General features: G+C 71.7%; 13 protein-coding genes and 2 pseudogenes. 7 read left to right on the top strand and 8 right to left on the bottom strand.

Going from position 1 to position 12,073, the window contains the following annotated elements; translation table 11 throughout:
• Nucleotides 1-48 precede the first annotated feature (48 nt).
• From ACZ6R9_RS19160 to ACZ6R9_RS19145, 4 genes are read left to right on the top strand one after another with little or no spacing between them, the layout of a single operon-like run.
• Entirely contained in the window at nt 49-303 is a 255-nt protein-coding gene (locus ACZ6R9_RS19160) for an acyl carrier protein (protein ID WP_380482366.1), read from the top strand.
• Nucleotides 300-1,547, top strand: a complete 1,248-nt coding sequence (locus tag ACZ6R9_RS19155) for a beta-ketoacyl-[acyl-carrier-protein] synthase family protein (RefSeq protein WP_465539052.1) — start codon at nt 300-302, stop codon at nt 1,545-1,547. Before ACZ6R9_RS19160 ends, ACZ6R9_RS19155 begins: the two co-directional genes overlap by 4 nt.
• 32 nt (nt 1,548-1,579) lie before the next feature.
• Nucleotides 1,580-2,611, top strand: coding sequence for an SDR family oxidoreductase (locus ACZ6R9_RS19150; protein WP_465539050.1), 1,032 nt, complete (start codon nt 1,580-1,582; stop codon nt 2,609-2,611).
• Between the two features lie 48 nt (nt 2,612-2,659).
• The gene (locus tag ACZ6R9_RS19145; protein WP_465539049.1) at nt 2,660-3,841 is read left to right on the top strand and encodes a GyrI-like domain-containing protein; all 1,182 of its coding nucleotides are present in this window, start codon (nt 2,660-2,662) and stop codon (nt 3,839-3,841) included.
• Nucleotides 3,842-3,854: 13 nt separating this feature from the next.
• Here the strand turns inward: ACZ6R9_RS19145 and ACZ6R9_RS19140 are convergent, their stop codons facing one another.
• Both ACZ6R9_RS19140 and ACZ6R9_RS19135 read right to left on the bottom strand, forming a co-directional pair.
• On the bottom strand, nt 3,855-4,091 hold the full coding sequence (locus ACZ6R9_RS19140) for a hypothetical protein (RefSeq protein WP_465539047.1): 237 nt from the start codon (nt 4,089-4,091) through the stop codon (nt 3,855-3,857).
• A gap of 62 nt (nt 4,092-4,153) precedes the next feature.
• A pseudogene (locus ACZ6R9_RS19135) lies at nt 4,154-4,276 on the bottom strand (alcohol dehydrogenase); the annotation flags it as partial.
• Between the two features lie 238 nt (nt 4,277-4,514).
• Between ACZ6R9_RS19135 and ACZ6R9_RS19130 the strand changes: the two are divergent.
• Nucleotides 4,515-5,231 (top strand): carbon-nitrogen hydrolase family protein, encoded by a 717-nt coding sequence (locus tag ACZ6R9_RS19130; protein WP_465539045.1) that lies wholly within the window; start codon nt 4,515-4,517, stop codon nt 5,229-5,231.
• A gap of 296 nt (nt 5,232-5,527) precedes the next feature.
• Here ACZ6R9_RS19130 and ACZ6R9_RS19125 read toward each other — a convergent pair whose 3' ends face one another.
• On the bottom strand, nt 5,528-5,794 hold the full coding sequence (locus ACZ6R9_RS19125; protein ID WP_380482792.1) for a hypothetical protein: 267 nt from the start codon (nt 5,792-5,794) through the stop codon (nt 5,528-5,530).
• Between ACZ6R9_RS19125 and ACZ6R9_RS19120 the strand changes: the two genes are divergently transcribed.
• Entirely contained in the window at nt 5,768-6,805 is a 1,038-nt protein-coding gene (locus ACZ6R9_RS19120; protein ID WP_465539043.1) for a LuxR C-terminal-related transcriptional regulator, read from the top strand. The two genes, ACZ6R9_RS19125 and ACZ6R9_RS19120, sit on opposite strands and share 27 nt — an antisense overlap.
• Before the next feature lie 188 nt (nt 6,806-6,993).
• Here the strand turns inward: ACZ6R9_RS19120 and ACZ6R9_RS19115 are convergent, their stop codons facing one another.
• From ACZ6R9_RS19115 to ACZ6R9_RS19095, 5 genes and pseudogenes are all read right to left on the bottom strand, one after another.
• Nucleotides 6,994-8,280 carry a serine hydrolase domain-containing protein gene (locus ACZ6R9_RS19115; RefSeq protein WP_465539041.1) on the bottom strand — a complete coding sequence of 429 codons (1,287 nt, stop codon included), beginning with the start codon at nt 8,278-8,280 and terminating at the stop codon, nt 6,994-6,996.
• A 322-nt stretch (nt 8,281-8,602) separates the two neighbouring features.
• Nucleotides 8,603-9,709 (bottom strand): sensor histidine kinase, encoded by a 1,107-nt coding sequence (locus ACZ6R9_RS19110; RefSeq protein ID WP_465539039.1) that lies wholly within the window; start codon nt 9,707-9,709, stop codon nt 8,603-8,605.
• The gene (locus tag ACZ6R9_RS19105) at nt 9,702-10,397 is read right to left on the bottom strand and encodes a response regulator transcription factor (protein ID WP_380482799.1); all 696 of its coding nucleotides are present in this window, start codon (nt 10,395-10,397) and stop codon (nt 9,702-9,704) included. The genes ACZ6R9_RS19110 and ACZ6R9_RS19105 overlap by 8 nt, the downstream gene beginning before the upstream one ends.
• A gap of 261 nt (nt 10,398-10,658) precedes the next feature.
• Nucleotides 10,659-10,922, bottom strand: a pseudogene (locus ACZ6R9_RS19100) (IS701 family transposase); the annotation flags it as partial.
• An 82-nt stretch (nt 10,923-11,004) separates the two neighbouring features.
• Nucleotides 11,005-11,235, bottom strand: coding sequence for a hypothetical protein (locus ACZ6R9_RS19095; RefSeq protein ID WP_380482801.1), 231 nt, complete (start codon nt 11,233-11,235; stop codon nt 11,005-11,007).
• A 513-nt stretch (nt 11,236-11,748) separates the two neighbouring features.
• Between ACZ6R9_RS19095 and ACZ6R9_RS19090 the strand changes: the two genes are divergently transcribed.
• Nucleotides 11,749-11,919 (top strand): hypothetical protein, encoded by a 171-nt coding sequence (locus tag ACZ6R9_RS19090; protein WP_465539037.1) that lies wholly within the window; start codon nt 11,749-11,751, stop codon nt 11,917-11,919.
• Nucleotides 11,920-12,073 lie beyond the last annotated feature (154 nt).

Here is a 12,073-nt window from a genome sequence, read left to right as displayed (position 1 = left end):
CACGGCCGGCACCGAGGCCGCACGCCGCGGCGGAAGGAGCGAAGGCACTTGCCCACCCGCGAAGAACTGGCCGTCACCGTCAGAACGGTCATCTCCGACGTCCTCGGCACCGACCCGGCCGAACTGGAGGACCGCACCAGCCTGCTGGAGGACTACGGCATCGACAGCCTGGAACTCATGGAGATCGGCGCCCGGCTGGAACGCGCCCTCCAGCTGCGCATCGACCCCGGCGACCTGATCTCCGCCCGGGACGTCGGCCACGCCATCGACCTGCTGCGCACCCGGCTGGACACCGCCGTATGAACGGCCGCCACCCCTCCGGCGGACACCGGGTCGCCGTCACCGGAATCGGCGTCAAATCCCCGGCGGGCAACGGCATCGAGGAGGTGTACGCCGCGGTGCTGGCCGGCCGGTCCGCCGCCACCCGGGTCGATCACCTGATCGAATCCGGCCTGCCCGTCCACATCGCCTGCCTGACACCGCCGTTCGACGTCACCGCCTACCTCAGCCCCCGCGAGGCACGCCAGATCGACCGCCCCGCCCAACTGCTGCTCTGCGCGGCCGCCGACGCGCTGGCCGACGCCCACCTGCCCGCCGGCCAGCCACCCGAGCGCGTCGGCGTCCAGATCGGCACCGGCATCGGCGGACTGACCAGCATGGAGAACGCCACCACCGGCTTCGCCCACCGGCCCCGCGACCTGCCCGTGCACACCGTCCCCAGGACCATGAACAACTCGCCCGCCTGCCGGATCGCGCTGCGCCACGGCTTCCAGGGCGTCTGCACCACCTACTCCAGCGCCTGCGCCAGCGGCAGCACCGCGCTCGCCGAGGCCGCACGCCGGATCCGGCACGGCGAACTGGACGTGGCCGTGGCCGGCGGCGTGGACGCGGCGGTGAGCACCGTGGTGATGGGCTCGTTCGCCCGGATGCGGGCCCTGTCCACCCGCAACGAGGACCCGGCGGCGGCCAGCCGCCCGTTCGACGCCGACCGGGACGGCTTCGTGATGGGGGAGGGCGCGGCCGTCCTGGTGCTCGAACGCTGGGCGGCGGCCCGCGCCCGCGGCGCCCGCATCCACGGCGAGATCGCCGGCTGGGCCGAGACCTGCGACGCCTTCCACATCGCCGCCCCGCACGAATCCGGCGAAGTGGCCGGCCGGTGCATGCGGCAGGCCGTCGCCGACGCCGGGCTGTCCGTCGCCGACATCGGCCACATCAGCGCCCACGGGACGTCCACGGTGCCCGGCGACCGCGCCGAGGCCCGGGCCGTCGACCGCTGCTTCGACGGCCAGTCACCGCCGGTCACCGCCGTCAAGGGCGTCACCGGCCACCTGATCGGCGCCGCCGGCGCGCTGGAGGCCGCACTCGCCCTGCTCTGCGCGGCCCGCGGCACCGTCCCGCCGGTCGCCAACCTGCGCAGCAGCCCCGAAGCCCACTGGGTGGACCTGGTGAGCGGCGCGCCACGCGCCGTCGCGCCCGCCCCCGTGCTGTCCAACTCCTTCGGGTTCGGCGGCCAGAACGCCTGCCTGGTGCTCGCGCCCCCGCGCTGACCCCTCCACCAGCTCTACCAGCGGAGCCAAACATGCGAGTCCTTCTCACCGGGGCCACCGGAGTGGTCGGCACCGAATTCGCGCACCAGCTACGGGCCGCCGCCGCGGCGCACGGCCGGCCCCTCACCCTCGTCCCCGTGGCCCGGCGGGACGAGACGGTGGTGCGCTGGCGCATCGGCGCCGAGCCGCCGCCCGCCGAACTGGCCGGGCACTGGGACGTCATCGTGCACGCCGCGGCCAGCACCCGCTGGACACTGACCCGCGACGAGGCCGTCGCCGCCAACCTGGAGCCGCTGCGCGCCGTCCTCGCCCTCGCCGACCGCGACACCCACCTCGTCCAGGTGTCCACCGCGTACGTCGGCGGCGTCCGCAACCCCGAGGACCTGCGCGGCACCGAGTTCGAGGGCTACCGCAACGGCTACGAGTGGTCCAAGGCCACCTGCGAGGCGATCGCCCGCCAGGCCCACCCCGGCCCGCTCACCCTGATCCGCCCGCCCCTGGTGGTGGGCCGCCGGGGCACCGGCGAGATCGCCCGCTTCTGCGGCCCCTACTCCCTCCTCCAGGCGCTGGTCTCCGGCACCGCCGCGGTGGTGGTCGGCGACCCGGCCGGCCACGCCGAGATCAGCCCCGTCGACGAGGTCGCGGCGGCGATGGTCGCCGCCGTCCTCGCCGCACCGCCCGAGCAGCCCCGCACCGAGGTGATCGCCGCCGGCCCCGACAGCCTCGACCTCGACGAACTCCTCGACGTCATCTGCGTCACCCTCAACCGCTTCCGCGCCGCGCACGGCGTCGCCCCGATCGCACGCCCCCCGCTGGTGTCCGTCGACAGCTGGAACCGCTTCTTCCTGCCGCTCGCCGACCAGTGGCTCTCGCCGATCCAGAGCCAGGCCGTGAAACTGCTCGCGATGTTCCAGAGCTACACCAGCATGCGCCGCCCCTTCGACCCCACCTGGAAGATCACCGACCCCGCCGCCGCCATGGCCGCCTCCGTCCACCACTGGGCCGAACGCCGCCCCCGCCTCGCCCTGGCCCGCCCCGAACCCTGGACGCTGCTGGCCCCCTGACGCCGCCCCGGCAGTCCGGGCAACTATTCTAGCGCTAGGATACTTTCCATGGACTCAGGCCTGACCGCCGCCGAGCTGACGCTGCTCGGGCTGCTGGTGGAGAAACCCCGTCACGGATACGAGCTGGAAGGAGTGATCGCCGAACGCGGGATGCGGGAGTGGACCGAGGTCGGATTCAGCTCGATCTACTACCTGCTGACGAAGCTCCGGGAACGCGGACTGATCGAACAGGTCGAGGGATCGGCCGCCGCCGACGACAAGCGGCGCAAGGTGTTCGGCGCGACCGCCGAGGGGCGGCGGTCCTGCGCGGCGGCGGCCGAGGCGGCGATCGCCGAACTCCACCCGCTCTACCCGCGCGTCCTGATCGGCCTGGCCAACCAGCCCGCCGTCGGCCACGAACAGCTCCTCGACGCCCTGGAGCGACGCTCCCGGGCGCTCGCCGAACGGATCGAACAGGTGGCCCGCGCCGAGGCCGCCGGGCCGCCCGCGCCCGGGTTCGTGCACGCGATCTTCGACTACAGCCTCGGTCAACTACGCGCCGAACAGGCCTGGTTGGACCGCTACCGGGCATCGCTGGGCGGTGCGCACCCGCAAGGAGGGGAACCGAGCATGGCACCGTACGACATCAAGAAGGACCTGAAGGAGTTCTACGCCCCCAGGAACACCACCTGGGCCGTCGTGGACGTCCCCGAACAGCAGTTCCTCGCGGTTGACGGCAGCGGCAACCCCAACACCGCGCCCGCCCACGCCGCCGCGGTCGAGGCGCTCTACGCCGTCGCCTACACCCTGAAGTTCGCCGCCAAGCAGGCCCCCGGGGGACGGGACTTCGTGGTCGGCCCGCTGGAAGGACTGTGGTGGGCCGAGGAGTTCGAGGCCTTCACCAGCCGGGACAAGGACAGCTGGAACTGGACCATGATGATCAGCCTGCCCGGGTGGATCACCGAGCAGATGATCGACGAGGCCCGGCAGACCGCACTCGCCAAGAAGAAACGTCCCGCCATCGCCCAGGTCCGCCGGCTCACCCTGCACGAGGGCCCCAGCGCCCAACTGCTCCACATCGGCTCCTACGACGACGAAGCACCCGCCCTGCACCAGCTGCACCACGAGTACCTCCCCGCCAACGGCCTGCGGCCCGGCGCCAAGCACCACGAGATCTACCTCGGCGACCCCCGCCGAAGCGCCCCCGAGAAGCTCCGGACCGTGGTGCGCCAGCCGGTCGAACCCGCCTGACCGGTACGCGTGTTCAGCGCCCCGCGATCCGGTCGGCGGGCCGGCAGACCCACTCGCCGACCCCGATGGCGGGGCGCCCGGTGACCTGCCGGACGCCGTCCGCCACCATCACCTCGGCGCCCGTCGCCCGCAGCACCTCGGCCCGCTCGTCCTCGCGCCGCAGCAGCGCACCGACCGCAAGGCCGCGCCCGTGCAGCTCCGCCACCACGGACCGCCCGACGGCGCCCACCCGGCCGACGGAACCGGTCACCAGACTCGGTCGCACACTCGACCCCCTTCGCCGGCCCGGCGCGCCGTCAGACCGTCGAGGCGTCAGATCGTCGAGGCGTCAATGACGAACCGGTAGCGGACGTCACTGGCCAGCACCCGGTCGTACGCCTCGTTGACCTGGTCGGCGCGGATCGTCTCGATCTCGGCGGCCACGCCGTGTTCGGCGATGTCGCGTTCGCCGACCGGCCGGCGCTCGACGGTGGTGCGCGCCAGCGGGGCACGGGCGGCGGGGCACGGCCGGCCCGCGCGAGGTGATCCCCGGTGCGTGAACTCCGGCCGTTCCTGCTCCCGGTGTTCGCCGCGAGGCCTGGCAGGGCAGTGACGCATGTCATCGGGTCAGGGCTTGACGGCTGCTGCGGCCAGTAGGTGATCATGGGGATGGTCGAACGACAGGAGTCCGGGAGTGGAAACCTCACTGGCAGTGGCCGCGGTGCAGCCCGGTTGGGTGGGAGCAGACGTCCTGGCCAACGCGGAACTGCACGCGCAGGCGATCGTGCGGGCCGACGCCCGGCTGGTTGTCTTCCCCGAACTCTCCCTCACGGGATACGACCTCGACGCACCGTCGCTCTCCCCGGACGACAGCCGCCTCCGGCCGATCGCGGAAGCCTGTCGCGAGGCCGACGCCATGGCCCTGGTCGGTGCCCCGGTGCGTGACGTGGACGGCCGCGAGTACATCGCCACGCTGGCAGTGACCGGCGACAGCGTGACCTTGGCCTACCGGAAGATGTGGCTCCACGGAGCCGAGTTCGACCGCTTCACCCCCGGCGAGAAGCCGACGGTGCTCACGATCGACGGCTGGAGGCTGGGACTGGCCATCTGCTACGACGCGGCGGTGCCCCAGCACGCGGCGGACACGGCAGCGCTCGGAATCGACGCGTACGTCGCCAGCACCCTCTACGGCCCCGGCCCGGACTCCCAGGCCCGCCGCGACTCCCACATGCGTGAACGTGCCACCGCCCACGGCGTCTGGGTCGTCCTCGCCACGGCGGCAGGCCCCAGCGGTTCATTCGGTCGAACGTCCGGCGGCTCGGGCGTCTGGACCCCGACCGGAGAGATCGCCGCACAGGCCGGCCCCGACCCGGACCAAACCGTGGCGTTCACGCTGCCCACCCCGGCCTGAACATCCCTGCCACCGGACGCGGTGGGTTGTTCCGTTCGTGCCCGGATCCCGCTACAGGTCCCGGAACTCTTCCGTTTCGTCGAAGGACGGGTGAGGGCAGCGCGGCCACGCCGACGGACCGGGCCACGTGCGGCCGGGACCAGCGGGGGCATGCGCGAACCGGCGGCCTAGCAACCGGAGGCTGGACGAAAATCAGCAGGGCGCGCAACGGCGTGGCACGCGCAACGGCGTGGCACGCGGGACGGCGTGGCACGCGGAACCGGGAAGCGTCCGGGACGGCGGCGCCAGGTGCGCCGCTACTCGGCGAGGCGCCAGTCGCGCAGCTCGTCCGAGGCGTCAAGTGCCCTGGCACAGATGGATCGTGCGCTTTGGCGGGCACCGCTCTGCTCGGCGGCGAGGAGGAACAGTGCCACCCCGATCCGGCCGGGTGCGACGCGCACCCGCACGTGCTCCAGGCGGTCACCCGCCCGGGCGTGGCACCACAGGTGGCCGGTCAGCCACTGCGGAGCGACCACGGTGGCGGAAGGCCCGACGAGTTGAGTCAGCGTCAGGCGCAGCAGCATCGGCTCGTCCGCCGTCCGCCGTCCGCCGTCCGCCGTCCGCCGTCCGCCCCAGCCGTCGCCGGAACCGTCACCGGAGCCCGCGACGAAGCCGACGCGGCGTGCGGCGTCGCCGACCTGGCCCGGGACGCGGGGATGACGGACCAGCAGATACGTTCCGCCCTGGGCGAGTTGGTGGACCTGGCCCTGCTCAAACCCTCGGCCCAGGCCGACGGGACACTCTGGCCGGTCAGCCCGGCAGTCGGCCTGTCGGCGCTGCTGGCCGCCGCCGAGGACGAGGCCGCCGCCAGACAGCGCCAGATCGAGGCGGCCCGGGCGGCGATCGCCGCACTCGCGGCCGAGCACGAAGAACACCGCCAGCACCGCGCCGACACCGCCGTCCGCCTCGACGGAATCGACTCCGTCCGCGGCCGGCTGGAAGAACTCGCCGCCAACGCCGCGACCGAATGCCTGTCCCTCAACCCGGGCGGCGCACACCGGCCCGACGCACGGCCGGCCTCCGCACAGCTCAACGAACAGGCACTGCGCCGGGGCGTCGGCATCAAGGCGATCTGCCGGGACAGCTTCCGCAACGACCCCGACACCCTGGCCCACGCACGCTGGCTGACCGACCTCGGCGGACAGATGCGCACCGTCCCGATCGTGCCCACCCCGCTGGTGATCGTCGACCGCGCAGTCGTCATCGTCCCCCTCGACCCGACCGACCCGCGGCAGGGCGCCCTGGAGATCAACAGCCCCGGCATGCTCTCCGTCGCGTGCGTCCTGTTCGACCAACTCTGGTCCACCGCAACCCCGTTCGGCGCGGCCGTCCCCGTGGACGGCCAAGGCCTCACCTCCGCCGAACGGACCCTCCTCGAACTCGCCGCCGCCGGCCACACCGACGAGGCCGCAGCCCGCAAACTCGGCATCTCCGCCCGCACCGTCAAACGCCAAATGGCCGACCTGATGGCCCGCCTCGACGCCGACAGCCGCTTCCAGGCCGGCGTCCGCGCCGCCCATCGCGGCTGGCTCTGAAGCCCACAGCAGCCAACCCCTCCGCCGTCCACGGCACAGCCGCCCGCGACCTCCGGGAGCGCACTCGGCGGAACCCGACAGCCCCGGCGCAGCCGCTGCGACGAGGGCCACGCCAGTGAACGCACCGAACCAGCCGCGCCACCCATTGACGATCACGCGGGTGGCTCCGCGCCAGCGGCCGGACCGTTTCAGCCACCACCCCCGCCGCCGGGCGTAGCCCCGGTGACGGCCTGCGTCTCCCGCTCGATGATCTCCTGCAGCGGCACGCCGTCGCAGTTGCCGAGGACGACGCCGACCCAGCCGGTGTACGGGTAGACGTTCCAGTTGGCGTTGACACCGGGGTTGGCACCGCCGCGCCCGAACACCCACTGGCCATTGGCGATGCGCACCGGCATGTCGTAGGCCCCGAACGACGAACCGCTGTGGGGGATCTTGGCCCCGGTGAGCAACTCGGCCCAGGGCCGGTCCAGCACCGTCCCGTCGCCCAGCGCGTGCGCGAACCGGACCAGATCCGGCGCGGTGGCGAAGCCGCCGTCCCCGGGGGCGTCGATGAAGCTGCGCCCCGGGTTCTTGCCGAGCATGCCCGGGTACGGGCTGCCCTTGTCCAGGTTGCGGACCGCGTCCACCTGGCTGCCGTCGGCCAGCGTCATGTACGGGTGCGCGAGGTGCTCGTCGGTGAGCCACTGCGGCCTGGTGCGGAACGCCGAGCCGGTCATGCCGCAGCGCCCGAAGATGTTCTCCTGCACGTAGTCCCAGTACGTCTCGCCACTCACGGCCTCCACGATCAACGCGGGGATGCCGACATCGGCGCCGGAGTGGCTGGTGCGAGTGCCGGGGGCAGCCACCAACGTGGACTGCCGGACCCACTGCCCGTAGTACTCGTGCACCTCCTCCCGGCTCCGGAAGACGCGTTGCACGTCCTCCTCCGGAGTGTTCAGCCCGGAGGTGCCGGAAAGCAGGTGATGGACGGTCACCTGCTCGGCGATGTCGGTGGCGAAGCCCTTCAGGTGGGTGCCCACCGTGTCCGACAGGCTCAACCTGCCCTGCTGCGCCAGCTGCAGGACGGCCACCGCGCCGAACGGCTTGCCCGCCGAGCCGAGGCTGAACGCGATGCCTTCGTGCTGGCGAATCCCCTTCTCCCGGTCAGCCATGCCGTAGCTGCGGGACAGCACCGTCCTGCCGCAGTGCGACAGCAGCACCACGCCGGAGAACCTCCCCTCCGCGGCCAGCTCCGCCACGTACTGGTCATAGGCTCCGCCGGGCCGGGTGGCCGGAGGGATGCCGGAGTCGGCCGGGGCCGGGCCGGTCGGCGCCGGGTCGGTCGGCGCCGGGTCGCTCGGGGCCGGGTCGGCCTGGCCGGGTCGGGCGCCCGCCGGCGGCGCGCCGACCGCCACCAGGCCGGCGGCCGCCAACCCGCCCCACCCCAGCAGCCGCCGCCGATTGATGCCACGTACGGAATCCGAGTCCGGGTCCATGATCACGGTCCTTTCCTGATCGACAAATCGACCGTGGCAGGTTCACCGGCCCTTGCCGTCGGCAACCGATCACCCACCCCTGCGGTCCCAGTGCCTCCACTGAAGCCGGAAGGCTGTTGCCGTGGCGTAGGCGATTTTCGACAAGCCCGCGATACACCGAATCCCCGGCATCAAGAGACCGGAGCAGACCGGCAGCACGACGGCCCTGCCGCCGGCGATCGCGTCGGCAAGCAGCCCGAACTCCCCGAATCCGCGCAGCGGACGATCCGTCGTCGCCGCTGCGCCACCGGCGAGGTCCTCCCACGCGGAGCCGGTCAACGGTTCACTGGGCCCCGCGCGGAGCCGGTGCCTGCGGCGTGCGGGGGAGCCGAATCGTGACGAGGAGTCCGCCGGCGGGTCGGGGTGCGAGGTCGATGCTCCCGTCGTGTGCTCGCACGATGCTGTGCACGATGGCCAGACCGAGGCCGACCCCGGCATGTTCGTCGGTGCGAGTGCGTTCTGTTCCCCGCTGGAAGGGTTCGGTGAGGGTCGGCAGGAGTTCCGCCGGGACCCAATGGCCGGTGTTCTCCACCCGCAGCACGCTCGCGTCCTGCTGCGACTCGGTGTGGACCGTCACGGTGCCGCCGGAGGGGAGGTTGTGGACGATGGCGTTCTGGACGAGGTTGGTCACCATCCGCAGAATGAGCGCCGCAGAGCCGAGGATCTCCGCCCTCTCGCCGGTGACGTCGAGCGTGATCCGGCGCTTTTCGCCGAGGGGAAGCAGCGTTTCGGCGGCTTCCTCGGCGACGAGGGACAGGTCGACCGGCTCGCGGTCGAAGCTCCTGCGGTCGGCGCGGCTGAGCAGCAGCAGGGCCTCGGTGAGGCCGATCGCCCGCGTGTTGACGCTGTGCAGGCGTTCGATGAGTTCGCCCTGGTCCCGCGTGGGGTCGTTGCGGGCGAGGTCGAGGAGGGTCTTCGAGATCGCCAGCGGGGTGCGCAGTTCGTGGGAGGCGTTCGCAGCGAATCGTTGCTGTTCGGCGACGCGGGATTCGAGTTGTTCAAGCATGAGGTCGAACACATCGGCGAGTTCGCGGAATTCGTCCCGGGGGCCTTGCACCCGGACTCGGTGGGACAGCGATCCGCTCGCGGCCATCCGTGCCGCGTCCGCGATCCTGGCGAGTGGGGCGAGCATCCGGCCGGCGAGTATCCAGCCCCCCAGGAGACCGAACGCCAGCAGGAAAACCAGTGCCATGGCCGCGGCGGGGGCGAACATGCGCACGAGGAGGTAGCGGTTCGGCGCGACCCCGAGAAGGCCCTGCGGGCTGTCGGGCACGTAGCGCAGCAGGAACACCCACACCACGGCCAGCAGGAGAGCGCCGGCGAGGAGAAGGAATCCGGCGTAGCTGATGGTGAGTTTCAGGCGGGCGCTGAGCCCTGGGCGCCTATTCACGTGTGCTGCCGGGGCGGGTGGTGTCCACGCCGGTGTCGATTCGGTAGCCGATACCGAGCACCGTGGCGATGAGCCACGGTTCGCCGAGCCGTTTGCGCAGGGCAGAGACGGTGATGCGGACGGCGTTGGTGAAGGGGTCGGCGTTGGCGTCCCAGGCCCGCTCCAGGAGTTCTTCGGCGCTGACGACACCGCCTTCGGCCGCGACGAGGACTTCCAGCACGGCGAACTGCTTCCGGGTCAGCGCGACGTAGCGTCCGTCGCGGAAGACCTGCCGCCGAAAGGGGTCCAGCCGCAGGCCCGCGATCTCGCTGACCGGGGGGCGGGCGTGCGCGCGCCTGCGGTCCAGCGCCCGCAGCCGCATGACCAGCTCCCGGAGCTCGAACGGTTTGGTGAGGTAGTCATCGGCGCCGAGCTCGAACCCGGACACCTTGTCGTCGATCCGATCGGCAGCGGTGAGCATGAGGATCGGGATGCCACTGCCGGACGCGACGATCCGTCGGGCGACCTCGTCACCCGAGGGGCCGGGAATGTCGCGGTCGAGAACCGCAAGGTCGTAGGAGTTGACGCCGAGCAACTCCAGAGCGCAGTTGCCGTCGCCGGCGATGTCGGCCGCGATCGCCTCCAGCCGCAGCCCGTCCCGGACGGCTTCGGCCAGCCACGACTCGTCCTCCACGATCAGCACGCGCATGCCTGGAGCCTAAGCGGCACGGCATATCGCCGACATATGCTTCCTCACCGAACCCGAACCCGAACCGGACGCGGGCCCGAACCGGACCCAGCCCCGCCGTCGCGCGCCGCGACAACCAGAGCCTCGGGCTGTACCCCGTCGAACCCGGCTCACTCTGCGAAACCGGCTCCGCACACTCTGAAGCAGGGCCCCGCCACGACCACCACCGGTGCCCGTTCGCATGACACCCAACAGCGGAAAGGGCGTCGGGACCGGCTGCCGTGTGCCGCCCACGATCAGCACCCCTCCCGGGTCGGCCAGGTGCTCGACCACGTACGCGCACCCTCCCGCCGCTTCGCAGCCGATCCGGTTCAGCAGCCGCTGGATCCGGGCCGGACCCGTATGGCCGGCTTCCTCGGCCACCGTCCAGCCGTTCTTGCGCTCCAACGGCGCCGGCAGACCCCGCATGTACGCCAGCGCCGACTCCCGCGACTCACTCCGCGCGAACCGCTCGTGCAGCTCCGCCGGCCCGTCCGGCCCCCACAGTCACTACAAGCGGCAGACCCCTCCCCGCCGCGTGATCCAGCCCAACCCGGCGAACCCATGAGGCCAGGGCCCCTGGGTGTCCTCACAGAGCCTCTTGGCGCCCGGAACTCTGAGCCCCGGCGACCTCGCGCGCAAATTTGATCCATGCGTCGGCTGCCGCCGCATACGCCTGCAGCAGGTTCCCCAGCTCGGGAGACATGAATGTCGGGGTCTTGCCTTTTTCCACCTTGGAAGCGTGGTCGAGAACCCGGAGATGGGCAGCTGCCTGCCCCATGGCGTAGTTCCAGTCCGGCAGTTGGGAATAACTGGACATGTAGACCTCCAGACCGCAGGCGAGCATGCGCGTCCTGTCAGTCTCGGGCGCCCGTGATCGAGCCGCCTGTCCGCGTGGGCAGGTCGGGTGAAGCGCTGCGCGAACAACGTCCTCGTGGTAGTGACCGAGACCTGCTCCGGCGAGGGCCCCAACGTGATCACCGACGTGGCCACGGATCCCCGTTCACGCGAGAGTCGAGCACCTGGGAAGTGGAGCCTGTGCGTCCACGGTCATGAGTCCGGAAAGTCTGCTCCGCCGGCGCGAGTGGGCGGTTAGGGTCGCACGGACATGTGGTGCCGTCGGGGGAGGGCGTGGCATGGCGATCGAACTGCCCGGCGAGGTAGTGGAGTTCTTGTCGTTCATCGGTATCAACTGGCCGACGGTGAACGAGGACAAGGTGCGTGAGTTCGGCTCGCACGTGCGGGAGTTCGCGCAGAACGTGGAGTCGGAGGACGCGGGGAAGGCGCTGAAGTCCTTCTACCGCAAGGCCGGCGACAACATGAAGAGGCAGCCGTGGAGACCGAACCCGACTGCCGGGAGAACATCCTGCACGCATTGGGCGAACTCGCCGATACCGGATTCTTCGGCACCGAGTTCTTCGAGCCCATCAAGCATCTCGACCCGAACACCCTGGACAAGAACGAGCGGGAGTACGTCGACGCCCTGCTGGAGCTCGACTTCTGATGGGACGTTCAGAACCGGTCGACGGACCCTGACCGTTGTCGCGCAGTGTCGCCGGCGGGCGGCTGAGCACGGTGACCCTCCCCATTCACCGGTGGGTGGCGCACAGGGCGGGCAGTACGGCACGGGGCCGCGCCCAGGTGGGTGTCCCGGGCGC

The organism is Kitasatospora sp. NPDC048662 (genome assembly GCF_055587065.1).
Note: the sequence above shows the minus strand (reverse complement) of the source record. Positions and strands in the feature narration are given on the sequence as shown.